The sequence below is a fragment of the Halomonas sp. HNIBRBA4712 genome, assembly GCF_043558675.1.
Lineage (GTDB): Bacteria > Pseudomonadota > Gammaproteobacteria > Pseudomonadales > Halomonadaceae > Vreelandella.
Genome location: NZ_JBIFXR010000006.1, coordinates 103,598 through 128,787, shown reverse-complemented (window position 1 = coordinate 128,787; position 25,190 = coordinate 103,598). Strand labels below are relative to the sequence as shown.

Here is a 25,190-nt window from a genome sequence, read left to right as displayed (position 1 = left end):
CCAAAAAGCATAGGGGCCGAAATCGGCAGCGCCGAAGGCGCTTTCATGCTGCCTACCTTAGCGCTCTTTTAAGCCACTGCCAGCACGATGCGACAATTTGTCCGCTGAACGCGCCCATGAAAAAAGCCCGGCAGCGCCGGGCCTCTGGAGGGGCAAGGATTTACTCGGATGACGCTCCCTTGAGCGCCTCGCCCAACACCTCCGGAATACTCTGGCGCACGTAGCGCCCCGGGGCGTCTTCGATCACGCTGAGCGCACCGCTGCCCGGCGTTCTGGCGGCCACCTTTTTTTGCGTGTCCGCGTAGCCGTTTTGGGTCATCCACGCCTGCCAGTGCGGCCACCAGGAGCCTTCCTGGGCCTTGGCGCCCTCAAGCCACTTTTCTGGCGTGGCGGGCAGCGCCTCGTTGGTCCAGTAGCCGTACTTGTTCTTGTGCGGCGGATTGACGATGCCGGCAATATGACCGGAGCCGCCCAGCACGAAGGTGACCGGCCCCTTGGGCAAAAGCGCCCCGTAATAGGTGCTGTTCCACTTGGCGATATGGTCCTCCTTCGTCGAAACGAAGTAGCTCGGCGTGGAGACCTTGGCAAGGTCGATTTTGACGCCGTCGAGCTCGATACCGCCGGGCTCGACCAGCCGGTTTTCCAGGTACATATGGCGCAGGTACCAGCCGTGGGTCGCCGCGGGCAGGTTGGTACCGTCGGTGTTCCAGTAGAGCAGATCGAAGGCGGCGGGCACGTCACCTTTCAAGTAGTTGTTGACGAAAAACGACCAGAACAGGTCGTTTTCGCGCAGCAGATTGAAGGTGTAGGCCATGGAGCGCCCATCCAGGTAGCCCTTGAGCTGCATCGAGCGCTCGATGCCCTGCACCACGCTCTCGCTCAGGAATACGCCGATGTCGCCGGGATCGCGAAAATCCTGAAGCGTGGCCATGTAGGTGACGGATTTGACCTTGCGCGCGCGCCGGGTGCTGGTCAGGTACGCCACCGTCGAGGCGATGAGCGTGCCGCCCACGCAGTAGCTCATCAGGTTCACCGACTTCTCGCCGCAGGCTTTTTCGATCGCCTCCATGGCGCCGATCACCCCCATCTGCATGTAGTCCGCCCAGGTGATGTCGTGCTGCTCGGGGCCGGGGTTGCGCCAGGAGATTAGAAACACCGAATGGCCCTGATCGACGAGCCACTTGACCAGCGAGTTGTCCTCGCGCAGATCGAGAATGTAGTACTTGTTGATCCAGGGCGGCACGATCAGAAGCGGCGTCTTGAACACCGTCTCGGTAGTGGGCGTGTACTGGATCAGCTGCATCAGCTCGTTTTCATACACCACCGCCCCTGGCGTGACGGCGATGTTATCGCCGATACCGAACGCCTGGCGGTCGGTCATGCGCACGTTGATGCCTTCGGCGGAGTTGGCGAGGTCCTCGCGCAGCCTTGAGAGCCCGTCGACCAGGTTCTGGCCTTTGGTTTCCAGCGTGCGCCGCACCACTTCCGGGTTGGTGGAGATGAAGTTCGACGGCGACATGGCGCTGACCAGCTGGCGGGCGTAGAAGGTCAGGTTGCGCTTGCTGTTGCCCTCGAGCCCGTCGAGGCTCGTGATCAGCTCGTCGACGGATTGCGAAAACAGCAGGTATTGCTGCATCAGGGCAAGGTAGAACGGCTCGCTGGTCCAGGCCTCGTCCTTGAAGCGGCGATCGCTTTTGGCGGGCTGGATCAGCGGCGTGACCGCCTCACCGGCGAGGCTGCGCATGCCCTGCTGCCACAAAAGCCATTGATCCTGCATCAGCCGCGTCTGGGTTTCCCACACCAGCGTCGGGTTATTGACCAGCGCCTGGGCGGCGGTCTCGAAGCTTTGGCGCATGTCGCTGTAAACCGAGTCGGCGGCTTCGCTGGGCGCCATTTTGCCCAGAAGCTCCTCCATCAAAGCCTGATACTGCTCGCCGACACGGTCGAGCGCGGCCTTCCAAGCGGTCATCTCCTGCGGGCTCAAACCCTCCGGCGGCACGTTCCACGCTGACTGCATACTCCCCTCCCCCTTTCGCAAGCACTGGCAATGTTCCCGCACCCGGCGCACGTGCCGGGACCACCCCGCTGATTAAAAAAAACGGCGCCCGAAGGCGCCGTTGCATCAGCGTTTATTTTTTACGCGTGGACTGGCTGCTGGCCTGGCCGCTTTGGTTACCCTGGGTGGCGGCGTTGGCCTGCTCGCGCATCTGGTTGCCCGCGGCGTTGGCTTGGTCACGCATCTGCTGGCCGGCGGCGCTGGCCTGCTCGCTCATCTGGCGACCGGTTTCGCTGAAGAGTTTTTCCATTTCGGATTTGAACTCAACGCCCATCTCGCTCATGGTGCGGGCGTCTTCCTGCATCTGCTCGGCCAGCTTTTTCATCATTTCGGCCTGCTGAGTGCCGAAATCGCGCAGGCTCTCTGCATCCTTGACGTCGGTCGCCTGGCGCAGGCGGTCGGTGCCCATCTGGCTGTAGCGCTGCATCGCTTCGAGCTGGTAGTGGGTCAGCTTTTCCATGTTGTCGAGCATCAGCGAGTTCATCTTGCGCATCGGCTCGAACATCTGGCGGGTCTGGTTGTTGAACGTATCGAACATTTTATCCTGCATGGTCCTGTCTCCTTTAAAGGCAATGAGGCCGCTTGGTCCCACGTCTCAGCGTACCTCGCTCCATTATCGCTATTCTTGTTACAGGTCATGCTGCGCGAAACGCGTGCCTGCCCTTGACGTTCACCGCTCAGCCCACCGCCCCGTTTTCCAAGAAAAGCGCCGCTTCACCGTTGTACCGCAAAAAGCGCGTCAGGCGCTACCAAAAGCGTAGTGAGCGCCCGAGCGCTTGGCAACGCCGCTACCCCTTGGCGCGCGAGCGCGACGAGGCGCTGGCACGCTTTTTGGGCGCTGCGTCACTCGCCGCCGGCTCGGGCTCGGCGGTGGTTTTCGAGGCGTCGCTTTTGCCCATGCTGCCCGCCTGCTTGAGCATATCGAGCATCATCTGCTGGTAGGTGCCGAAGTGCGCAAGCCCTTGAGAAAGCCCCTGCTGCATCATCGGCTGCTGCAAAAACGGGCGCATCAGGCTCATCGGGTCGTAGCCCTCCACGCCGGACTCCATTTGTCGCTGAATATTGTCCAATAGATGCTGCTGAAAGGCCTCGACATCGGGCAGCCCCAGCGACTGGCGAAACTCTTCCGGCGTCAGATCGAACTCGACGTTGATTTTCATGGCCGACTCCCCTGTTGGTGGTCGTTGATCCTGGCATCCTGTTTTCGAGTGTAGCAGCGCGTTTCAGCGCTGGCCGAGCCTTGGCGTGCTCACCGAGACATCGCCGTTCTGGCCACGATGGCGCAGAAAGTGATCGAGCAGCGTAATCGCCATCATCGCCTCGGCGATGGGCGTGGCGCGAATGCCGACGCAGGGGTCGTGGCGCCCCTTGGTGATCACCTCGACCGGCGCGCCGTGCACGTCGATCGAGCGCCCCGGCGTGGTGATGCTGGAAGTCGGCTTGAGCGCGATGCGCGCAACGATCGGCTGGCCGCTCGAAATTCCGCCGAGGATGCCGCCGGCCTGGTTGGAGAGAAAGCCTTCCGGCGTCAGCTCATCGCGGTGTTCGCTGCCGCGCTGAGTGACGCTTTGAAAGCCTGCCCCGATCTCGATGCCCTTCACCGCGTTGATACTCATCAGGGCGTGGGCGAGCTCGGCATCGAGCCGGTCGAACACCGGCTCGCCAAGGCCCACCGGTACGCCGTCGGCGATCACGGTGATTTCGGCACCGATCGAGTCCTGGTCGCGGCGCAGCTGATCCATGTAGGCCTCGAGCTCGGCGACCCGCGCCGGGTCCGGGCAGAAAAAGGCGTTCTGTTCGACGCTCTCCCAACCCTTGAAGTCGATTTTAATGGGGCCGAGCTGGCTCATGTAGCCGCGCACCTGAATGCCCTGGGCGGCGAGCACCTTCCTGGCGATGGCGCCGGCGGCGACGCGCATGGCGGTTTCCCGGGCGCTGGAGCGCCCGCCGCCGCGGTAGTCGCGGTGGCCGTACTTGTGGTGGTAGGTGTAGTCGGCGTGGGCCGGGCGGAACTGGTCCTTGATTTTGGAGTAGTCCTTCGAGCGCTGGTCGGTGTTCTCGATCAGAAGGCCAATCGAGGTACCGGTGGTCTTGCCCTCGAACACGCCGGAGAGAATTCGGACCTCGTCGGCTTCCTTGCGCTGGGTGGTGTGGCGCGAGCTGCCCGGGCGGCGGCGGTCGAGTTCGACCTGCAGCTCCTGCTCGCTGATCTCGATTCCTGGCGGGCAGCCGTCGACGATGGCGCCGAGCGCCACGCCGTGGCTCTCGCCAAAGGTGGTCACGCTGAAGAGTTTGCCAAACGTATTGCCAGACATGGAGGCTTTTTCCTTACGCAAAAGACGCCGCGTGGGCGTCGAGTTCCGCGGCGCTGATGGCAAAGACGCCCTGGCCGCCGTGCTCGAATTCAAGCCACACGAAGCCGACCTCGGGGAAGGCCGCCTCGACGTGGCGATCGGAGTTGCCGACCTCGACGATCAGCCAGCCGTCGTCGGTCAGGTGATCCCGCGCCTCGCGCAGGATACGGCGCACGATATCCAGCCCGTCGCTGCCTGCGCCGAGTGCAAGCGAAGGCTCGTGGCGATACTCCGCAGGCATGGTGGCGAGATCGCGGGCGTCGACGTAGGGCGGGTTGGAGACGATCAGATCGAAGCGCTGGCCTTCGAGGCCATCGAAGACGTCGGACTCGACCGCGCGTACCCGGTCGCCGACGTCGTGGCGGGTGATGTTCTGTTTCGCTACCGCCAGCGCATCCAAGCTCAGATCCGAAAGCGTTACGTGGCAGGTCGGCAGCGACAGCGCGGTGGCGATACCGATACAGCCGGAGCCAGTGCAGAGATCGAGCACGTGCGCCGGTGGTTCATGATCGAACCAGGCGCCGAAGCCGTCGAGAATCAGCTCGGCGATCGGCGAGCGCGGAATCAGTACGCGCTCGTCGACGTCAAACGGAAAACCGGCGAAGAACGCCTCGCCCAGCAGATACGGCAGCGGCGCGCGAGTAGTGATCCGCCGGCGCACCAGTTCGATGATGCGCTGACGCTCCACCGGCAGAAGCCGTGCATCCTGCACGCCCGGGTCGACGTTCCAGGGCAGGTGCAGCGCGCCCAGGCACAGCGCTACCGCTTCATCCCAAGGCGAGTCGGTGCCGTGACCGTAGTGAAGCCCCGCCACGTAAAACTCGCTGGTCGCCCAGCGCAGGTAGTCGCGCAGCGTAATCAAATCGCTTGCCAGCGCCGATTCCGGCAGGCCAAGCGTTGAGGGGGAGGTCTCGGCATTGAGGTGCGTGGTCACAAAGGCTCCAGGGCTTACGAGCGCGGCGGCATCGCGTGGGTTGAACGTCGGGAAATGATTGTACCTTCGACGCCGCCCGGTTCACAGCGCCGCCAGGCCCGCTATACTGTGCGCTTTCACGCCGCCGCCAGCGGGCGGCCCACCCTGTCAGCCTGTGAGAGCCTCATGTCGCGCCGCCGCCCCGCCCCCGATGAAGAGATCAGCGCCTTTCGCCAGGCGCTCGAACAGGCTGGCGTGCGCCGTATCGCGCACAACCAGGCGGATCCGGGCAAGCCCAAACCCGAGCGCGACGCCCAGGCCGCGCGCCGCCAGGCGGCGGTCACCCGCGATACCGTGCAGGCGACCGGGCGTACCTCCGATGGCCGGGTCGAGGCGGTGCGCCCGTCGGAGTATCTCGAGTTCAGCGTGGTAGATCTGCCCTACCGCACCTTCAGCCAGCTAAAGCGTGGGCAAACGCCCTGGCAGGCGGGGCTCGACCTTCACGGCTACACCCTGGAAGAGGCGCGCATCGAGCTCGAGAGCTTTCTGACCGATGCCGCCGCCGAGCGCCTTCAGTGCGTGCTGGTGGTCCACGGCAAGGCCTGGGGGGCGACGGCGGATTTTCCGGTATTGAAAAGCCATACCAACGCCTGGCTTCGAGAGTGGCCGGGGGTGCTGGCGTTCTGCTCGGCGGTGGACGCCGATGGCGGCACCGGCGCGGTCTACGTACTGCTGCAAAAGCGCGGCCGCTAGGGTTACTCGGTCGCGTCAGAGGCCACACTCGGCATGCGCCGCTCGAGCGCTTCGTCGGCCAGGTGGCGTCCCAGGCGAATCAGATCCCGGGCGCGGTGGAACTCGTAGGTGCTGCACACCGTTTTCGGCACTTCGATCAGCACGTCCGGCGGGTAGCCCGCCACCTTGTACTTGGCAAGCGCGGCCTGGGTGATATCGAAGGACTCCAGAATCATGTCGAGCTTGCCCCACTCGCGCTGCCCGCGCGCCTCGACGCTCTCCTGTTCGTCCTGCTCGTCGGCCTGGGCGCCGAGGCCGCTCCACAGGCGCTTGGTCGCCGCGCGCACGCCGTCCATCCAGCCGCCCAAGTGGGCGTCACGGTCGCGCTCCTGGCGGGTTCGCTCATCCTGCTCATCGACGGGCAGAAGCTCTTCGAGGCTGACGGGCTGCGGGCTCTGGGCGGTGACGTTGACCGCGACCACCAGGTCCGCCTCGTGGGCGGAGAGGGTGGGCATCACCGGCAGCGGGTTCAACAGCCCGCCGTCGACCAGCACCTGGTCGCCCAAGTGCACCGGCGTGATGACCCCGGGCACGGCGATCGAGGCGCGAATGGCGCGCAAAAGCGGGCCGCGCTGAAACCAGACCTCGCGCTGGCGCACGAGATCCGTGGCCACGGTAGTCACCGGAATCGGCAGATCCTCGATCAACGTATCGCCGATCAGGGCTTCGAGCTTGCTCATCACCTTGCTCGCGCGCATCGCGCCCATCGGGCTCCAGGTCACGTCGACCAGCTTCAGCACGTCCAGATAATCCAGGTGGCAGACCCACTCGCGGTATTCGGAGAGCTTGCCGGAGGCGTAGATACCGCCGATCAACGCCCCCATGGAGCAGCCGGCGACCGAGATGATCTCGAAGCCGCGCGCCTCGAGCGCCTCGATCACGCCGATATGGGCGTAGCCGCGGGCGCCGCCGCTGCCGAGCACCAGCGCGACCTTCGTGCCGTGGCCGTCACTTACGGGATGAAGGGGGCGTAACGCTTGTGTGGTTGACTGGCTCATTCGACGTTCCGACGTTCGTTTATACGTTCCCGGGGCGCTGGCAATACGCCTCGATCGCAGCGGCGACCGCCTCGACGGCCGCCGCCTCCAAATGTAAATGGTGGCCGCCGGGCAGCACGCGCCGGGTCAGCTTTCGCACCTGTTGGCGGGCTTCCTGCGGCCAGGCGCGCGCGCCCAGAATGCCGCTTTCGCCTTCGACGAGCAGCACCGGCGCCTGAATCTCGGCCAGAAGCGCCAGCACCTGGGCCGGGGTAAAGCGCACCAGCGACGGCTTCAACAGCCGCGGGTCGGTGCGCATTTCGAGATCCCCTGCCGCCCTTGCCCGGGTGTTGCGCTCGACCACCGGCGTGATCGTGGCCGCGCTGACCGGCGTGACCCCGCCGGCCACGCGGGCGGCCACCGCGCGCTCGATATCCGCGTAGCGCGGCGTGCGCTTGCTTTCACGACGATGCGCCAGTATTCCCTTGCGCAGCTGCTCGGCGCTTTGGCTCGCCTCGGTGTTGAGCGCCCCAAGCCCGTCGATCAGTAAAAGCCGCTCGAGTCGCTCCGGCAGCGCGGCGGCCAGCAGGCAACTGACCGCCGCGCCCATCGAGTGCGCCAGCAGCGTGGCGCGCTCGATTTCAAGCGCGTCCAGCGCATCGAGCACATCAAACGCGTAGTCCCAAAGCGCGTAGTCGGTTCCCGCCGGGGCGTGGTCGGAGTGGCCGTGGCCGCGAAAATCGAGCGCCACGATGCGCACATCGAGCGCGCGTGCAAGTCTTGGCGCTAGCCGGGTAAAGCTTGCCGCGTTATCCAGCCAGCCGTGCAGGGCAAGCCAGGTCGGCGCATCATGGCGCCCCCAGACAAGCGCAGCCAGGCGGTTGCCGGCCAGAGAAAGCGGTTGGGCGGCCTCGTTCATAAGCGGTGTCTCATCAGGGTGGAGCGGAGCGTTCCTGCGCGGCTGGCCGGATGACGCCTGATCGCGTAAACGGTACCATGCCCGGCCCGACTCCTGGGCCGCCTTGCGCGCCCGATTTCAAAAAAACCGCGTTCAATGAGTACCGTTATGAAACCTCGCCGTGATACCCGCGTTCGCAATACCGTCTTTTTCATCGCCGTGATCAGCGCCATCGTGGTAGGGCTGTGGCTCGCCCGTTGAACGCATGAGGCCGCGTGCGCCTTGCAATTTTCTCCTCGCCACCAAATACTGTACATACATACACTATTTGATGATTTTTAGAGGACGTCACGATGCCGTCTCAACCCGCCCACGTTGCGACAGCTTGGCCGTTGACCTTCCAACCGCTGGCGTTTCCCGCGCTCTACGCCCGCGCCGGCTTTAGCGGCTTTCCCTCGCCGGCCCAGGATTACGAGCAGCGCACGCTCGATCTCAATACGCGGCTGATCAAGAATCCGACGCAGACGTTCTACCTGACGGCGACCGGCGACAGCATGGAAGGCTGGGGCATTTTCCACAACGACCTGCTGGTGGTGGACCGCAGCCTCGAGCCGCGCCTGGGCCACATTCTGGTGGCGATGTTCGACGGCGAAGTGTTGATCAAGCGCTACGCGCTCTACCAGGGCCGCCCGCACCTGTGCTCCGCTCACCCGCTCTACCCGCCGCTGGCGCTGGCAAACACCGACTGCCAGCTGTGGGGGGTGGTGCGCGCGGTGATTCACGAGTACGTGTCGTGATTGGCCTGATCGACGCCAACAACTTCTACGTCAGCTGCGAGCGCGTCTTCCAGCCCGAGCTCGAGGGCCTGCCGGTCGGGGTGATGAGCAACAACGACGGCTGCATCATCGCCCGCTCCCAAGAGCTTAAAGCGATGGAGATTCCCATGGGCGTGCCGGCGTTCAAGCTCGAGGGGCTGCGCCGCGCGGGGCGCATTCACCTGAAGTCGTCCAACTACGAGCTTTACGGCGACATGTCGGCAAGGCTCTGCCAGCTTCTACGCGACGCCTGCCCGGCGGTGGCGCCCTACTCCATCGACGAAATGTTCGTCTACCTGGACGGGCTCGAGCCGGCGCGCTGCCAGGCCCTGGGCGCTTGGCTTCGGCGGCGTATTCGCCGTCACCTGGGCCTGCCGGTGTGCGTCGGGCTCGCCCCGACCCATACGCTGGCCAAACTCGCCAATTACTCCGCCAAGAAGCACGCGCGTTACCAGGGCGTCTGCCTGCTGGACGCCGCCTCCAGGGAAACGGCGGCGCTATTGAAAGAGCTTCCGGTCGGTGAGGTGTGGGGCATCGGCCGGCGGCTGGCCGAGCGGCTGGCGGTGCAGCGCATCCACACCGCCTGGGATCTGCGCGAGTGCGATCACCACGATCTGCGTCGGCGCTTCTCCGTGGTGCTGGCGCGCACGGCGCTCGAGCTTCGCGGCACGCCGTGTCTTTCCATGAACGCGGTAAACGAGCCGCGCCAACGCATCATGACCTCGCGCTCCTTCGGCACGCCGACCGGAGCGCGGGCCGATCTTTACAGCGCGCTGAGCCGCCACGCCCAGCGCAGCGCCGAAAAGCTGCGCGAGCAGCGAAGTCTGACCCGAGCGGTGATGATCTTTCTCGCCACCAACCGCCACCGCCAGGACCAGCCGCAGTACTTTCCCCACGCCATGATCCCGCTGCCCGCCCCGAGCGACGACACCCGTGTGGTGCTGGCGGCGGTGCGCGAAGGGCTCGAGCAGATCTACCGCCCGGATCACCGCTTCATGAAAGCCGGCGTCATGCTGCTGGACCTGGTCGACGCCGAGCAGTATCAGCTTTCGCTTCTGCACCAGCCGCCGCGCCATCGCCACCACCCGGCGCTGATGGCCACCATCGACGACATCAACCGGCGCATGGGTCAGAACAAGGTGCGCTTTGGCATCGAGCCGGAAAAGGCGCCCTGGCATCTGCGCTGTGCCCATCGCTCCAACCGCTTCACCACCCGCTGGGGCGAGCTGATGAGAGCGGGCACCCATCCGGGCGCAATCCAGGCGTGTAAGGATCGACCGTAACCGCTACCCTAAGAGACCCCACTCCCAACCCCTTTTGAGCCTCATGCCGCTGACTCGCCCCGACACGGAATTCGCCCCCTCTCCGGATCGCATCCAGCGTTTCGCCAGTCGCCATATCGCCCGCCGCCTGGCCCGCAAGCCGGCACTGGCCAAGCCCGACCCGGCCGCGCTCAAGAAGAGCCGGCGCTTCGTCATTCTGTGGGCGGCGCTGGCGGGCATCGTCTCGGGCACGCTGATCGGCGGCTCGGAGTGGTGGATGCGCCAGGTGCTGGTCGACGACTGGCAGGCGCTTTCATTCCAGGAGCAGCTGCCTTTTTGGGCCGGCTACATGGCGTTTGCAGGAGTGGTGACGCTGCTCGAGATCGGCTTTCTGTACTGGAATTCGCTGCGCGGCGTGGCGCGCATGGCCTACTTTTCGGGGCTCGATTACACCCAAAAGGCTACCCAGCCACCGGCGGTGGCGCTCACGGTTCAAGGAGCGGCGCGCGTGGCGCTGGAGTACCCAAGCCCCGGCAGCCTGATCTACGGCGTCGACCCTCACGCTTATCTGCACGGCTGGCAGCTGACCCTGCGCGCGATGCTCTACCGGCTCAAGGTCAGCCTGAGCAGCTTTCTACTGCGCATGGTGATGCGCCGCTTGCTCGGGCGGCTGACGCTGCGCGGCTTTCTGCCCATGCTGATGGCCCCACTCTACGCGGTGTGGAACGCCTGGATCGCCGCGCGGGTCACACAGGAGGCCTGCCTGCTCGCCGCCGGGCCTGCCCGAGTCGAGGCGATCATGGCGCGCGTCGAGCAAGCCCCGAAGCGAACGCGGCGCCTGCTCGCTCAGGGGGTGGGCGAGACCATCATGCGCAACCAGCACCCGCACCCGAACCTGGTGCTGTTGCTATCGAAACTGCTGGCCACCCTGCCGGGCCAATCCGACACGCTGGAAGTCGACTGGCCCGAAGCGCTACGCGAAATCGCCGCACTCGAGGCGGACGAGCGCGGCGATCTATTGAAGTACCTGACCCAGGCGGTGCTGTTGAGCGGCGACTACCGCGGCGCGCGGCGAACACTTTTGCAGGAGGCATTTGCCCGCTGCCAGACGCCGCTTTCGCGCGATTTCATCGACGCGCAGCTGGCCGCCACCTGAGACCGCTCAACGTGGCGCCAGGCTCGTACGCAGGCGCGGGCTCAAGAATTCGCCCACCGCGATCATGGCGACCAGAATCATCAAAAGCCAGGGCCAGTGCTGGGCGAAGGAGACGGTGAAAAGCGCCAGTTGGTCGGCAAAGATCACCAGGATCCCCAGGGGGCTGACGTAGCGCGCCATCAACAGCCACAGCGTGTAGAGCGTCGGCGAAAGATCCAGCTCATCGCGCATCACGTGCTTATCGAGCAGGAAGCCTGCGAGAATTACGGTGCCAAGGCCCCCCAGCGGCATCATCCAGCGCGAAGTCAGGTAATCCAGCCAGTCGAAGAAGGTCCGGCCCGCCAGCGTCCAGTCCGCGCCGAGGTTGAACGAGAGCATCGCCGCGGTGCTGACCAGCCACAGCACGATGCCGGTACTCCAGGCCGCCGAGCGGCGCGTAAAGCCCTTGCTATCGCAAAGCCAGGAGACCGTCGCCTCGACCATCGAAATCGATGAGGTGAGCGCAGCCATCGAGAGCATGACGAAGAACAGCACCTCGAACAGCGTGCCCAGCGGCATCGCCTGAAACGCGACCGGCAGGCTCATGAAAATCAGCCCCGGCCCGCTCGCCGGGTCCATACCGTTGGCAAAGATCACCGGGAATATCGCCAGCCCGGCCATCAGCGCCACGACCGTATCCGCCAGCGCCACGGCAAGCGTCGTGCGCCCGATCGAGGCACTTTTGGGCAGGTAGCTGCCGTAGGTCAGAATGGCGCCGGCGGCGAGCGACAGGGTAAAGAAGGCGTGGCCGAGCGCGGCGAGCATGCCAGCGCTCGACAAACTCCCGGCATTGAACGAGAACAGAAACGCCAACGCCTCCCCGAAGCCGCCGGAGAATGCGCCAAAGCCGATCAACAGCACCAACATCAGCACCAATCCCGGCATCATCCAGCGCACGTTCTTCTCGATGCCTTCCTGCACGCCCTTGCCGACGATCACCATGGTGGCCAGCGTCACCAGCGTGCTCCAGAACCCCAGATTCCAGGGGCTGGCGTTATTGGCATCGAACACCGCGGCGAGCGCCTCGACGCTGCCCGCGTTCAGGCCGCCGCTGAGCGTCTTCCACAGGTAGGAGAACGACCAGCCCGCCACCACCACGTAGAACGACAGGATCATGAAGCCGGCCAGCATCGACATCCAGCCCAGAAGCGACCACACCGGCGAGCGGCCGGACTCCGTGGCCATGCGGCGAAAGGCATCGATGGGGCTACCGCGCCCGCGCCGGCCAAAGGCGATCTCGGCCATCATCACCGGCACGCCGACCGCCAGAATGCAGATCAGATAGACCAGCACGAAGGCGCCGCCGCCGTACTCGCCGGTCATGTAGGGAAATTTCCAGATATTGCCAAGCCCGACCGCCGACCCGGTGGCGGCGAGCATGAATCCCCAGCGCCCCAGCCACTGCGCCCGCGGTTGATCAGAAGACGCCATGCCTTCTCCCCTTGCCTCGAAAAAAGGCGTTATCCTGGAGGATTTGCCGTTAAAAGCCCAGGACTTTTGGCGCCTAGAGCGCGCGGGCGTCGGCGTCCAGCCGTTTGGCGGTATGATCCACTCGCCGCAGCGCCAGCAGCAGCACCGCGCCGAGGGCAACCAGCGCCGCGGCGAGCCACAGCGCCACCTGATACTCCCCGGTGGTTTCGACCAGTATCCCGGTCAGCGCCGGGGCGACGATTTGCGCCGCGCCGTAGGCCAGCGTCATGCGTCCCATCATGCGCGCCGGGTTATCCGGGTAGAGTCGCCCGGCCATGGTCAGCACCAGACACACACAGCCCAGAAACGTGCCGCCGTAAAGAGTGGCGCTCAACAGCAGCGCGGCCAGGCTCGTGCTCAGCACCAGAAGCGCGATGCCCACCACCTGAATGCCCATGGCGAGCCCCAGCGCACCGAGATACCCCACGCGCCGAGCGATCAAATCCCACACGATCACCGTCAGCGCCGCCGAAAGCCCCACCAGCGCGAACGCCCAGTTGCCCATGCCGGCAAGCGTGGGTTCGCGCTCGACGATGGCGACCAGATAGGTCGCGTTCACCACGTAGCCGTACCCGGCGCAGAAGTAGGCCGGTAGCAGCAGGCGCATGAAAGTCGCGCTCGCGGGTGGTGTAGCGCCGGGGCGCGCGGGCGCCGCCGCCGCCGCAAGCACCGGTGGCGGCAGCCAGCGCCAGGCGGGGATCGCAAGCAAAGCGCTCAGCGCCGCAAGCCACAGCCACTGGCCGCGCCAGTCGACCCCGAGCGAGAGCAAAAGCTCCACCGCCAACGCCGCCATCACGATGCCCAAGCCCAGCCCGGCAAAGTGGATACCCAGCTCGCCGCGGCGCTTGTGCGCGATCAGCCAGTGCAGAATCAGCCCCGAGGCCAAGAGCATCGAGGCGCTGCTGGAGAGCCCCGCCACAAAGCGCAGCCCTGCCCAGAGCCAGACGTTGTCGGTCAATGCCATGCCAAGCGTGGTCGCCACCGCCAGCAGCAGCCCCGCGCGGTAGAGCCGATCCTTGAGCACCAGGCTCCCGGTCGACGCCGCCAGCACCGCGCCCAGCATATAGCCCGCGTAGTTGAGCGCAGCGAGCCACCCTCCCTCGGCGTCGCTCAAAAGCTCGCCGCCCTGCATCACCGGCAGAAGCGGCGTATAGGCAAAGCGCGCTACCCCCACGCACAGAAGCTGGCTGAAAATACCGGCGAGCAGCACCTTATAGCGCTGCAGGGAGATCGAGGCGGTCAAGGGCGGCTCCGTTACCTTATATGCATTATTGTTGAACCATCAACGCATGATAAGGCGTTCGCCGCCAGCCGTCATGACCACCTAAGTCGAGTCAGCGCCTGATATTCACGCCGAGCAGCAGAAAGGAGAGCGTCTTGCCGTGGCCGTCCAGATTGAGCGCGCCGTTGACCCCGCCCTGGAGCACGTCGTCGATGACGAAATTCATGCCGCCCAAGTGAGGCAGCAGGTAGCGGCGAACGCGGCTGGCGCCGCGATGCTGGAAAAGCGCCAGCACCCGCGCCTCGTCGAGTTCACTTACGAGCAGGTCGTAATCCTCCGGCTGATAAGCGAACAGCGCGATGTTGAGCCGGTCGCCTTTGTCCCCGGCTCTGGCGTGAGCCAGCTGATGAAGCGGCGTCGTCTTCGTGGCGCGCGCCTGAAGCGATGTATCAGTCTGCAGCATGGGAAATTACTCTCTGATCCTGGGCGTTTGGCGAGCGGGCGTCGAACAAACGAGCGTAGTCGTGAACGTCGTCGCGGTGCACCAGGTAAGAGGCGGTAAACACCCGCCGCTGGAACTGCCGCCGCACGCCGCCCCCGCCTGCCGGTCCTGCGCAGTAAAGCGCCAGCAGCTCCTGGGTTGCGCGCGCCACCCAGCGCCGCTCCGGGTGCTCGGCGGCCAAGCGCAGACGGTAGTCGCCGTCGGGATTGGCTGGCGCTGCCAAACGCCCAAGCTCGCCATCGTCGCTGTCGAACACGCTCGCAAGGCCGATAATGTCGAAGCGCGTACGAAGCTTGACCGGGGCACGAAACGCCAGCCGCTCGCGCAGCACCCGGGCAGCGAGCCGCGCGCGCTCCAGCGCGTTGGGCCCGGCATAGGAGATCTCCGCCTCGCTCTGCCAGCCGCCGTCGTAGCACACGGTGGTCTTCAAACGCGCAGGCGCCGGCTTGCCGCGAATGCCGCTCACCTCCACGCAATCCGGGCCGAGCTGGCGCACGGTCGCGTTGGATAAATCGACCACCACGTCCGGCGTCAAATAGTTGGCCGGGTCGTGGACCTCGTAAAGAAGTTGCTCCTTGACGGTCTGCTCGGTGACGAGCCCGCCGCTACCTTCGGGTTTGGTCACCAGGAGACGCCCGTCCTCTTCCACCTCGATGATGGGGTAGCCGACGGTGGCCAAACCCGGCACGTCCTTGACCCCCGGGTCGGCGAAATAGCCGCCGCTGACCTGGGCGCCGCACTCGGCCAGGTGCCCGGCCATCATGCCGCAGGCGAGCCGGTCCCAATCATCCCAGCGCCACTGGAAATGATGCATCAATGGCGCCAGAAAGAGCGCGGGGTCGGCGACGCGTCCGGTGACGACGATATCGGCCTCGAGCGCGAGCGCTTCGACCAGCGCCTTGGCACCAAGGTAGACGTTGGCCGAAATGAGCGCGCTGTCGTCGGGCAGCGCCTGGCGTTCCGCCTCCCAGGGCGTGAGATCGAGTGAGCGTAGCCGGTCGCGAATGTCGTCGCCGTGCACCTGGGCGATGGCGATATCCGGACATCCCACATCCTCTGCAAGCTTTTTGACCAGCGCACAGGCGCCCTCCGGGTTGGCGGCGCCGAAATTGCCCAGAATGGTGATACCGTGGTCGACGCAGTCGCGCAGCACCGGCGGCAAAAATTCTTCGATCAGCGGCTCGAACCCCTGCGCCGGGTCTTCGCGCAGGGCGCGGTGCGCGGCGGCGAGCGTGCGCTCACCCAGCGTTTCGAAGGCCAGGGCGGCCGGTTTTCGACGGCGGATGAGTTCGGCCACGACCGCCTCGGCTGCGTCGGTACGATCGCCGGAGAACCCCGCACCGCTGCCCAGTAGAAAGCTCATGAGGTGTGCTCCTTTAAAGATTGGGGCGCGGGCGTGATCGGGGCTGCTTCGCGATCGAGCAGCTGGCGACGACGCCAGAAAAGCCCCAAAATGATCACCAGCGCGCTAAGGGTGGTCAGCCACCCGGGAGTGAGCGCCAGGCCAATCACCAGCACCAGAGCCAGCGCATCCACCGCGCGGTAGCCGGTCATCATGGCGCGCGACATGAGGGCGGCGAAGGCGACGACAAACACGATGCCCTGAGAGCTTGCCAGCACGATATCCCAGACCGAGCCAAAGCCCGCCAGCGCCGGATAGATCAGAAGCAGAAACGGGATGACGTAGATCGCGGCGGCCAGGCGTACCGCTTCCACCGCCGAGGGCAGCCAGTTGGTGCCGGCGATGCCCGAGGCGACGAAGACCGCGATGCAGACCGGCGGCGTGATCACCGAAAGTGTAGCGAAATAGAACACGAACAGGTGCGCGATGAGCGGCTCGACGCCGATGGTGGTCAGCGCCGGCGCCAGCACCGAGGCGACCAGCACGTAGGCTGCGGTGGTGGGAATGCCCATGCCGAGGATCAGGCAGACCCCACCGACGATCAGTGCCACGAGAAACAGCGACTCGCCGCCCACGTTGACGATGAGACTCGCCAGCGTCACGCCGATCCCGGTCATGCCGATCATGGCAACCAGAATCTGTGCGCCGGCCAACAGTACGCCGATGATGACCATGCCCTTGCCCGCATCGACCAGCCCGCCCACGAGCTTGCCGACGATTTCTCTGAGCGGCATGCGCGCGATCAGCGCAAAGGGCACGAAGGTCAGCACCGTCATCAGGATGCCGTAGAACGCCGACATCTGAATCGAGCGCCCGCTCAGCACCCCGTAGAAGAGCCCGCCGAGCGCAGCCAGAATCGGGATGATCCGCTCGGGCCGGCGAATTTCCGCCCAGGGCGGCAGCTCGTCCTCGGGCACCACCTTGAGCTCGCGGCGCTTGGCCACCAGATGGATCGTCAAAAACACGCCCAGATAGAAAAGTACTGCCGGCAGCAGCGCCGCCAAAGCGATACGCAGGTAACTCTCGCCGATGATCTCGGCCATGATGAAGGCCGCAGCACCCAGAATCGGCGGCGCGATCTGTCCGCCGGTGGATGCCACCGCTTCCACACCCGCCGCGAAGGGTCGCGGGTAGTTCAGCCGTTTCATCATGGGAATGGTGAAATTGCCGGTGGTGGCCACGTTGGCCACAGCGCTGCCGCTGACCATGCCGAAAAGCCCGGAGGCAACGGTCGCCACCTTGGCCGCGCCGCCCGGCGATCGCCCGCTGATGCGTAGCGCCAAGTCCATGAAGGTGTTACCGCCACCGGTGTGCAGCAGCAGACAGCCAAACAGTACGAACGCGGCAATGGTGGTGGCGGCGACGCCCACCAGCATGCCCCAGACGCCCAGATCGCCCAGGTAGATCGTTTCGGTCATGTAGTAAAGATCGAACCCGCGATGCCCCAGCGGCCCGGGAATCATCGAGCCGAACCAGGCGTAGGCGAGGCCGACCACCACCAGCAGCGGAAAGATCCAGCCAATTGCCCGGCGGGAAAGCTCCAGAATAGCGACCAGCAGCACCCCGGTCAGCGCCATGTCCCGCGGTGTGGCCCAGGGTAGCTCGACCAGGATTCGTTCGTGATTGAGCGCCACGTAGCCGCAGGCGATCACCACGCCCACCGCCAGCACCGCATCGATGGCGATACCGATCGGGCGCCAGCGCTTACCGTCGCCCAGCGGGTAGACGGCAAGCCCTAGCAGAATCACCAGCGCCAGGAAGATACTCCGCTGAATCAAGCTCTCGAAGGGCCCCGTGGCGGAGGTGAAAAGGATCAGGCCACCGAGCGTCAGCGCCAGCCCTTTGACGAGTAGATCACGCATGACGTTCTTCCTCATTCAACGACTACTGGACCGGCTGGAGCGCCTCGGGAATCTCGAGCCCCTGCTCTTCGAAGTAGCGGGCGGCGCCGGCGTGCAGCGGTACCGTCCCCACTTCGAGGGTCATCTGGGCGATATCCGCGCCGTCCATGGCGGAGAAAGCGTTCACCTGCGGCTCCGGATTTTCCATGATCGCCTTGACGATGTCGTAGGCGGTCTCTTCGCTCATGTCCGGGCTTGCGTGAACGGCGACGCCGAACGCCCAGGTGGTGTAGGCGGGAATACCGTCGGCGGCACCTTCCGGTACGTCGACGATAGCGATATCGGGCATTTCATCGCGCAGAGTTTGAGCCTGCTCGCCATCGAGCGACAGCACGCTGATCGGCGTGAACGTGGCGATATCCATGGTGGAGCCGTCGAGGCGATTGCCCACGCCGGACTTAACCGAGCCCATGACGCGGCCATCCTTCATCGAGTCAACGATATCGGTGGTCGAGCCGCGTACGTAGTCGGGCGCGATGCCTAGCGTCTCCATGACCGCTTCGGTGGTCTGCTCCGTGGCGGAGCCGGTGATCCCCGGGTTGAAACGCACGCCGTCCAGCTCCGCGAAAGAGGTGACGCCAGCATCTTCACGCATCACGGCGTTCTGCGGCGCGACGGTATAGACCCACAGCAGACGGCTATCTACCGGACGCCCTTCGAACTCCTGCTCGCCAGCGTAAGCGTGGTAGCCGATATTAGTCGTCACCAGGCCCATGTCGATCTGGTGGCGCCCAAGGCGGCGAAGGTTATCCACCGCCGCGCCGGTTTCCGCCACCGACGAGCTGATGCCTTCGACCTGATTGTTGATGATCTGATTGACGGCGACGAAATAGCTGTAGTGACTCGACGAACTGGAGGTGGACCCGATCAGCAGGCGCTCGTTGGCGCTGCTGGTGACGGCTGCCATAAGGGCAGTACTGGCGGCGACGGCGGTGAGTAGCGTTTTCATGTTGGCTCCTGGCCCATGACGACAAGGGCGTTCTTGTTGTGAGACGAAAGTATAAGTACCTATACTGCAACGCTTTTTAAGCGATACCCCAAGATGAAAGACAGCCTTAATTTTGTATATTAAATTGTTTTTAAATTTTGTTTTATTTATTAAAACATTTTCACGACCTTGCTTAGATACTGATATCGCAGAATTTTTGCGATAAAGCATCACCGTTCAATTCTGCTGGATTGCGTTGATATCAACTAAAGACCAGGTTCGTGAACGACAGCGCCGCGCCTTTGAAGGCGCGGCGCTGATCTCCCAGTGTACGAAGTGGGATGACGGATGTTCATGGCTGCGCCAGCTAGTCGGGCACCACCACACGCCCCTGATCGACGCGGACGATATCCGCCTCGCGCGGGTTCAGAGCGATCGAAGGCAGGTGCGCACCGCGTAGCGTTTCATCGGGCTCTCGAGCCGGTGCCGCGCGTACGACCTGGCTTAGGGGAAGCGCCTCCCCTTCGCGCAGGTGCCGGTACATCAACTCCAGCGCCTCGATATGGTAAGGCTGGATCGGCACGAAATGATCGCTAAAGCCTGGAAAGCGGGCGCCGAAGTGCTCCACGTTGGTCAGCTCGTAGTAGTGAAGCGCCGGGGCGGCATCGTTGAGCGAGTTGAGGGCCAGATACGGGCGCGATGTGAAACCGACGGGGACACGCGCATCCGCGCGCCCGTGCAGGATGATCGTGCTCACACCGTGCAGGTTGGCATCTCCTTGTACCTCGGCCATTCCGGCCTGCACGCGGCGCGCATTCTGCGAGTCACCGGTGACCAGCTCGCGCAAGCACATCGCCCCGTCCAGATTGTAATCCTCACGCCCACTCTCTGGTGAGGCCGACAAGCTATCCTTGCGCGGCCCGCCCGGGTTCCGGTCATTGACGATATCGATCGACCCCGCTGGCGCGCCGCCCGGGGCGGTGGCGAAAATGACGGCCAGCTCTGCCTCGGGGGCCGGCTGCGGATGGCCCTGCTCATCGACCGAGGCGAAGCTGTATCCGCACAGGCGCTCCTCGACACCGAAGCGGCCGTGGGAGCTTGCATACTTGACCGCCGTGGCCGTGGGCGCGATCGCGTAGTGCGAGGCGTGCAGCAAGTCCGACTCGGGCTCCCAGCCGTAGTCGCGAAGCCTCTGAAGCGACTCCTCGCCCTGGGCTTTCAGACTGTCGGCCTCCAGTAACCCACGCGCTTTCAGACTGACGCAGCGCTGCTCGGCGCGATCGATACGGTCACGCATGGGCGCGTCGGGCGTCGCCACGGCGGCACAGGGCTGATAGAGAATCGCTTGGGTGAAGTAATCCATCAGCGATCGCCCGGCGCCGCGCCGGGTTCGATCACCGCGCGTCACCGTGACCCGCTCGTCGGGTGTCAACTGCACCTGGGGCTGGGCGGCCACGATCCCATCGATCAAGCCAGCCGTGTCGGCTTCTCCGGCATAGAGTGCCGCGCCGCCGCCGTTAGAATTGCCGGTCACCATGACGAGCGTGTTGGCGCTATCCAACGACGTTGTGTCCGCTGGACGAGTGAGATTGAGTTGATAGAAGGCGAAGTCGATCGAGCGCAGAACGCTTTCTCCCCAGCGGGCGTCAGGGTTCTGCTGCGAGTGGGCGTGCTTGAAGGCAATACGGTGGGGGTACTCGTCAAGAAAGCGCTGGCGCTGTTCAGCGTCGAGATCCGCCGTGAACAGCGACGCCGATGACGCCTGCGCCGCCGGCTGACGCACGCCGTCGAAGCGCGTCACCGTATCGCGCTCGAGATCGTGAAAGCCGTTGCCCAACCCTTTGTCGGTATAGGTCACGGCGCAGTTTTTCTGCAATCCCCAGTAGCCGATAGTAGCAATATCGCTGAAGAGGCTAGAGGAGCCGGCCACCGGAACGGCCAGCACACAGGGAGACTGCCAATCGAAATCGTCGGGTATCTGGAGCAGCAGCGAGACGTTGTCCTCGTCACTGCTGGCCAGTGCGATCAGCTCCGTGCCCGCGATGCCCGTATGCGAGCGTTCGCCGCTGGCTGCATCGACATTAGGCCCGTAGCGCTCACCAAAGCCGGCGGTGGCACGTGTGAACAAGGCGTTGCGTCGCAGCTCTTCGACGCTCGGGCGCAGGGGATCGACATACCCCGGTGCTTCACCGGCGCGCATCGCATCGACACCGATACCAGCGGTTGCAAGGTCGTTTTCCAGGCCGTCGTAGGCACGCTCGCTGACCACTGTCAGCCAAGCGGGCTTATCCATTTCGTCACCCAGAACCTGGCCGCTGACGCCGATCAGTGGAATCAGCAGGCAAGCACTCAGCGTTTTCAGACCAAACGCCTGTAGATCATCGGTTCTCAAATGTGTCACCTCATTATTGTTGTGTCGATCGAGACGGGCGTGCTGTTGACCGGCAAGAAGATCATGGCTTTTTAGACCCTTCATCAACCCTATCCACGCTGCGCCCTTTTGTGTATTGAATAGTTTCTAACCTGTGTTTTAATTTTTAAATGAATACAAGTATCAAGCAGCTTAAAGTGTTCGTGGCAGTGGCCCAATCGCGCAGCTTCGCCGAGGCCAGCGAGCGCGTTCACCTCTCACAGCCCGCCATTTCCATTGCGCTGAAAAGGCTCGAGGAGAGCGTGGGCGGGGCGCTGTTTGCCCGCACCAGTCGCCAGCTCACCTTGACGCCGGAAGGCGAAGCATTTTTGCCCGTTGCGCTGCGCCTTCTCAGCGACTGGAACGAGGCTTTCGAGGATCTCGGTGAACAGTTCTCCAAGCAACGCGGCAAGGTAGCGGTCGCCGCCCTTCCCACATTGGCCGCGGGCGTTTTGCCGGACGTGTTCAAGTGCTTCCACGAAACCTACCCACGCATCAACCTGAGCCTGCACGACGTGCTGGCCGAGCAGATCAACCAGATGGTGCGCGAGGGACGGGCCGATTTCGGTCTTTCCGTCGATCCTCAGCAGACAGACGATCTGAGCTTCGAGCCCATCTGGGTCGATCGCTATGTGGCGGTTTTTCCCGAGGGCCACGTGTTCGGACTGCAAACGCACATAGAGTGGGCACAACTGGGCGATCATCCATTCATCGGCATCAACCGCTTGTCGAGCTCGCGTCAGGATATCGACCGCACGATGGCGAGCGTCGGCGTCACGCTCGATATTCTGTGCGATGCCAGTCAGATCGCTACGGTAGGTCGCATGGTGGCGGCTGGGCTCGGTATCAGCGTGCTTCCCGCGCTGAGTTTTCGTCAGATCGCCGCCGCCGGCATCGATCATCGGCCGCTGATCAGCCCGGATCTTCCGCGCGAGCTCGGCATCGTTGTGAGTCGACGCCACCCTCTTTCCAGCGCGGCCCGCACGCTGTTCGAACTGATTCACGCCGGTGATGACGATTCATGGCAGGCGAGCGACACACGCTTTCACTAGATTTATGCCAAACTGGATAGCCTACTCACGAGTCAACATGGAGAGTTTTTATGAGCGAGAGCGCCAAACCCTGGACGCAGCCGATGCCCGAGGCGCAGTTCGATTTGATGCGCAATATCATTGCCGCCCCCAGCCCGGTGGGCCTTGAAGGCGCCATGACCTACGGCGTGCTCAAGCCCTACTTCGAGAGCTTCGCTCCGGAGAGCTGGAAGCTGCATCAGTATCGTGGCAACGCCGGCGTGGTGCTGGACACCCACCCCGGTCAGGACGACATGTTCAAGATCATGCTGGTGGGCCATGCCGACAAGATCCGCATGCAAGTGCGCTCGATCGGCGAGGACGGCAAGATCTGGATCAACACCGACTCGTTTTTGCCGACGGTGCTGATCGGTCACGAGGTGATCCTGTTCAGCGAGGACCCGGAGGCGCCGGGCAGCTACCGCCGCCTGGAAGGCGGCACCATCGAGGCGCTCGGCGCGATTCACTTCTCCGATCCTGGCGTTAGAAGCGGCGAAAAAGGCATCAAGAAAGAGCAGATCTACCTGGATCTGCAGATTCACGGCGAAAACAAGAAGCAGCAGGTGCTCAACCTGGGCGTGCGCCCGGGGGATTCGATCATCTTCAACCGCCCGATCAAGAAAGGCTTCAGCCCCGACACCTTCTACGGGGCGTATCTCGACAACGGCCTGGGCTGCTTTGTCACCGCGGAAGTGGCGCGCCTGGTGGCCGAGGCCGGCGGTACCAGCAACGTGCGCGTGCTGTTCGCCATCGCAAGCTACGAGGAGATCGGGCGCTTTGGCAGCCGCGTGCTGGCAGGTGATTTGAAACCCGACGCGCTGATCGGCATCGACGTCAACCACGACTACGTGGCCGCCCCCGGCATCGGCGACAAGCGCATGCAGACGCTGGAAATGGGCAAGGGCTTCACGCTCTCCGTCGGCTCGATCGCGAGCGAACAGCTCAACCGCATCATCGCCGAAACCGCGCGCCAAAAGGACATCCCCATGCAGCGCGACATCGTCGGCGTGGACACCGGTACCGACGGCATGGCGGGCGTGCTCGCCTCGATCGACAGCGCCGCGACCTCGCTGGGCTTTCCGACGCGTAACATGCACACCATTTCGGAAACCGGCAACACCCAGGACGTGCTCGCCGCGATCCACGTGCTGGTCGAGGCGATCAAGCTGCTCGACGAGGTCGACGACATCGACAACCTGTTCTACGACCACCACCCGCGTCTGGATCAGGCCAGTGCCCTGGATCATCGGGGTAGCGACAAACCCGACGACGAAAAAAGCGACGATAAATAGCTTCCCCACCCCCGGCCACGCCGGGGGTTTTTCCTGCCCGCCTGATCACCTATCGCGGCTCGCCTCCCCCTGTTTTACACGCCCCTCCTCGACGCACACGACTAAAGTCTTAGGTCTTAGACCAACGTTTTATAGACGTAAGTGGTAGCATCCAGCCGCCAACGCTATCGCCAAGCGATCTGTTCTTTTTTGTCCGGGAGTCAAGCATGAGTTCATTAACCGACCAGTGGCGCCGGTGGGTGCCGCTGCTGGCGGGGCCGTTATTGTTCGTCCTTCTTCAGTTCGCCATGCCCGCTACGCTGATCGATCCGATACCGCGCATCGTGCTGGCGCTGACGGTATGGATGGCGGTATGGTGGGTCACCGAGCCGGTGCCGATTCCAGTCACCTCGTTTCTACCCATGATTCTACTGCCGTTGACCGGCGTGATGAGCATGGACGAGGCGGTCGTGGGCTACGCCAACCCGGTCATCTACATGTACATGGGCGGCTTCATTCTGGCGATCGCCATCGAGCGCTGGAATCTGCATCGGCGCATTGCGCTCTCCATCGTCAACCGCATTGGCAACAGCCTGCGCAGCATCGTGCTGGGGGTGATGATCGCCTCGGCGTTTCTCTCCATGTGGATCTCCAACGCGGCGACGGCGCTGATGATGCTGCCCATCGCCGTGGCGCTGCTGAGTGAGCTCGACGAGCGCGACCAGTTCGAGAAGAACCAGCGCGACGCCTTCGCCCGCACGCTGCTTCTAACCGTGGCTTACGCCTCCTCGATTGGCGGGCTTGCCACCATCATCGGCTCGGTGCCCAACGCCATCGTAGTGGCGATGATTCCGCAGTTCTTCGATGTCGAGATCAGCTTTCTGCAGTGGATGATCTTTGCGCTGCCGCTGACCCTTCTGCTGTTGGCCTTTCTCTACGCCTACCTGACCCGCGTCTACTCGAAAGTGCCCAACACGCGTTTGGAAGTGAACTTCGTCGCTCAGGAGCTTAAAGCACTCGGCCCGATCACCCGCGACGAGAAGCGCGTGCTCGGCGTGTTCGTGCTTACCGCACTCGCCTGGGCGCTGCGCGGCTGGCTGGCGCCGTTTTTCGAGCTGCCGATCAACGATACGCTGATCGCGGTGATCGCGGCGGTATCGCTGTTCATCATTCCCGCGCATAGCGAAAAGCGCAGCCTCTTGATCTGGGATGACATGAAGCACCTGCCCTGGGGGCTTTTCATTTTATGGGGTGGCGGCATGTCGCTGGCGGCGGCGTTCAGCGCCAGCGACCTGACCGGCTGGATCAGTGAACAGCTTCAGCTGCTCGACGGGGTGAGCTACTTCTGGCTGCTGCTGTTCATGGTGCTGTTGATGCTCTTTCTCACCGAGATCATCTCCAACACCGCCACGGCCAACATGGCGATTCCGATTACCGCCGGCCTGGCCTCGGCGATCACCACCGGTAATCCGCTGGGGCTGATGATCGCGGTGGCACTGGCCACTACCTGCGCCTTCATGATGCCGATCTCGACGCCGCCCAACGCCGCGGTGTTCTCGAGCGGGCGCATCTCGATCAAGCAGATGGCCAAGGCGGGCTTTGCCATGAACCTGGTCAGCGCCCTGGTGATCACGGTGTTCGTCTACTTCATCGTGCCGCTGCTGCTGCCCTCACCGCTGTGAGGTAAAAAGCGGCCAAAAAAATACCCGGCCTGCGGGCCGAGTATCAGTACGAGCATTTCCTCCCTGACAT

21 protein-coding genes are annotated in these 25,190 nt (G+C 64.0%); 7 read left to right on the top strand and 14 right to left on the bottom strand.

The window, feature by feature from the left end:
* Positions 1-160 precede the first annotated feature (160 nt).
* The 5 genes from phaC to prmB form a co-directional block, all read right to left on the bottom strand.
* The gene (phaC, locus tag ACGK9R_RS12825; RefSeq protein WP_394581829.1) at positions 161-2,017 is read right to left on the bottom strand and encodes a class I poly(R)-hydroxyalkanoic acid synthase; all 1,857 of its coding nucleotides are present in this window, start codon (positions 2,015-2,017) and stop codon (positions 161-163) included.
* 112 nt (positions 2,018-2,129) lie between these two features.
* The gene (locus ACGK9R_RS12820; RefSeq protein ID WP_394581827.1) at positions 2,130-2,606 is read right to left on the bottom strand and encodes a phasin family protein; all 477 of its coding nucleotides are present in this window, start codon (positions 2,604-2,606) and stop codon (positions 2,130-2,132) included.
* Positions 2,607-2,844: 238 nt separating this feature from the next.
* A complete protein-coding gene (locus ACGK9R_RS12815) occupies positions 2,845-3,216 on the bottom strand; it encodes a hypothetical protein (RefSeq protein WP_394581825.1) in 372 nt (123 codons plus the stop codon).
* A 63-nt stretch (positions 3,217-3,279) separates the two neighbouring features.
* Entirely contained in the window at positions 3,280-4,371 is a 1,092-nt protein-coding gene (gene aroC / locus ACGK9R_RS12810) for a chorismate synthase (protein ID WP_394581823.1), read from the bottom strand.
* Between the two features lie 13 nt (positions 4,372-4,384).
* The gene (gene prmB / locus ACGK9R_RS12805; RefSeq protein WP_394581821.1) at positions 4,385-5,344 is read right to left on the bottom strand and encodes a 50S ribosomal protein L3 N(5)-glutamine methyltransferase; all 960 of its coding nucleotides are present in this window, start codon (positions 5,342-5,344) and stop codon (positions 4,385-4,387) included.
* A 165-nt stretch (positions 5,345-5,509) separates the two neighbouring features.
* Here prmB and ACGK9R_RS12800 point away from each other — a divergent pair, with 165 nt between their 5' ends.
* Positions 5,510-6,076, top strand: a complete 567-nt coding sequence (locus ACGK9R_RS12800) for a Smr/MutS family protein (RefSeq protein WP_394582034.1) — start codon at positions 5,510-5,512, stop codon at positions 6,074-6,076.
* Positions 6,077-6,078: 2 nt separating this feature from the next.
* Here ACGK9R_RS12800 and ACGK9R_RS12795 read toward each other — a convergent pair whose 3' ends face one another.
* Together ACGK9R_RS12795 and ACGK9R_RS12790 are read right to left on the bottom strand one after the other, a co-directional pair.
* Positions 6,079-7,113, bottom strand: a complete 1,035-nt coding sequence (locus ACGK9R_RS12795) for a patatin-like phospholipase family protein (protein ID WP_394581819.1) — start codon at positions 7,111-7,113, stop codon at positions 6,079-6,081.
* A gap of 19 nt (positions 7,114-7,132) precedes the next feature.
* A complete protein-coding gene (locus tag ACGK9R_RS12790; protein ID WP_394581817.1) occupies positions 7,133-8,011 on the bottom strand; it encodes an alpha/beta fold hydrolase in 879 nt (292 codons plus the stop codon).
* Positions 8,012-8,343: 332 nt separating this feature from the next.
* Here ACGK9R_RS12790 and ACGK9R_RS12785 point away from each other — a divergent pair, with 332 nt between their 5' ends.
* From ACGK9R_RS12785 to ACGK9R_RS12775, 3 genes are read left to right on the top strand one after another with little or no spacing between them, the layout of a single operon-like run.
* On the top strand, positions 8,344-8,787 hold the full coding sequence (locus ACGK9R_RS12785) for a LexA family protein (RefSeq protein WP_394581816.1): 444 nt from the start codon (positions 8,344-8,346) through the stop codon (positions 8,785-8,787).
* Positions 8,784-10,088, top strand: a complete 1,305-nt coding sequence (locus tag ACGK9R_RS12780; protein ID WP_394581814.1) for a Y-family DNA polymerase — start codon at positions 8,784-8,786, stop codon at positions 10,086-10,088. The genes ACGK9R_RS12785 and ACGK9R_RS12780 overlap by 4 nt, the downstream gene beginning before the upstream one ends.
* Before the next feature lie 43 nt (positions 10,089-10,131).
* Positions 10,132-11,223, top strand: coding sequence for a hypothetical protein (locus ACGK9R_RS12775; RefSeq protein ID WP_394581812.1), 1,092 nt, complete (start codon positions 10,132-10,134; stop codon positions 11,221-11,223).
* A gap of 6 nt (positions 11,224-11,229) precedes the next feature.
* On the opposite strand, the gene ACGK9R_RS12770 is transcribed toward ACGK9R_RS12775, so the two are convergent.
* The 7 genes from ACGK9R_RS12770 to ACGK9R_RS12740 form a co-directional block, all read right to left on the bottom strand.
* Positions 11,230-12,693, bottom strand: coding sequence for a sodium-dependent transporter (locus tag ACGK9R_RS12770; protein ID WP_394581810.1), 1,464 nt, complete (start codon positions 12,691-12,693; stop codon positions 11,230-11,232).
* 73 nt (positions 12,694-12,766) lie between these two features.
* Entirely contained in the window at positions 12,767-13,975 is a 1,209-nt protein-coding gene (locus tag ACGK9R_RS12765; protein ID WP_394581808.1) for a YbfB/YjiJ family MFS transporter, read from the bottom strand.
* Positions 13,976-14,066: 91 nt separating this feature from the next.
* Positions 14,067-14,417, bottom strand: coding sequence for a hypothetical protein (locus tag ACGK9R_RS12760; RefSeq protein WP_394581806.1), 351 nt, complete (start codon positions 14,415-14,417; stop codon positions 14,067-14,069).
* Positions 14,404-15,819: an acyclic terpene utilization AtuA family protein gene (locus ACGK9R_RS12755; protein ID WP_394581805.1), complete on the bottom strand. Its 1,416-nt coding sequence runs from the start codon at positions 15,817-15,819 to the stop codon at positions 14,404-14,406. The genes ACGK9R_RS12760 and ACGK9R_RS12755 overlap by 14 nt, the downstream gene beginning before the upstream one ends.
* Positions 15,816-17,720: a TRAP transporter permease gene (locus ACGK9R_RS12750; RefSeq protein WP_394581803.1), complete on the bottom strand. Its 1,905-nt coding sequence runs from the start codon at positions 17,718-17,720 to the stop codon at positions 15,816-15,818. Before ACGK9R_RS12750 ends, ACGK9R_RS12755 begins: the two co-directional genes overlap by 4 nt.
* Before the next feature lie 22 nt (positions 17,721-17,742).
* A complete protein-coding gene (locus ACGK9R_RS12745; protein ID WP_394581800.1) occupies positions 17,743-18,708 on the bottom strand; it encodes a TAXI family TRAP transporter solute-binding subunit in 966 nt (321 codons plus the stop codon).
* Between the two features lie 346 nt (positions 18,709-19,054).
* Positions 19,055-21,079, bottom strand: a complete 2,025-nt coding sequence (locus tag ACGK9R_RS12740) for a 3-hydroxybutyrate oligomer hydrolase family protein (protein WP_394581798.1) — start codon at positions 21,077-21,079, stop codon at positions 19,055-19,057.
* Between the two features lie 149 nt (positions 21,080-21,228).
* Here ACGK9R_RS12740 and ACGK9R_RS12735 point away from each other — a divergent pair, with 149 nt between their 5' ends.
* From ACGK9R_RS12735 to ACGK9R_RS12725, 3 genes are all read left to right on the top strand, one after another.
* Positions 21,229-22,149, top strand: a complete 921-nt coding sequence (locus ACGK9R_RS12735) for a LysR family transcriptional regulator (protein WP_394581796.1) — start codon at positions 21,229-21,231, stop codon at positions 22,147-22,149.
* Between the two features lie 50 nt (positions 22,150-22,199).
* Positions 22,200-23,459 (top strand): M20/M25/M40 family metallo-hydrolase, encoded by a 1,260-nt coding sequence (locus tag ACGK9R_RS12730; protein ID WP_394581794.1) that lies wholly within the window; start codon positions 22,200-22,202, stop codon positions 23,457-23,459.
* A 206-nt stretch (positions 23,460-23,665) separates the two neighbouring features.
* Positions 23,666-25,120, top strand: a complete 1,455-nt coding sequence (locus ACGK9R_RS12725) for an SLC13 family permease (protein ID WP_394581792.1) — start codon at positions 23,666-23,668, stop codon at positions 25,118-25,120.
* Positions 25,121-25,190: the final 70 nt, after the last annotated feature.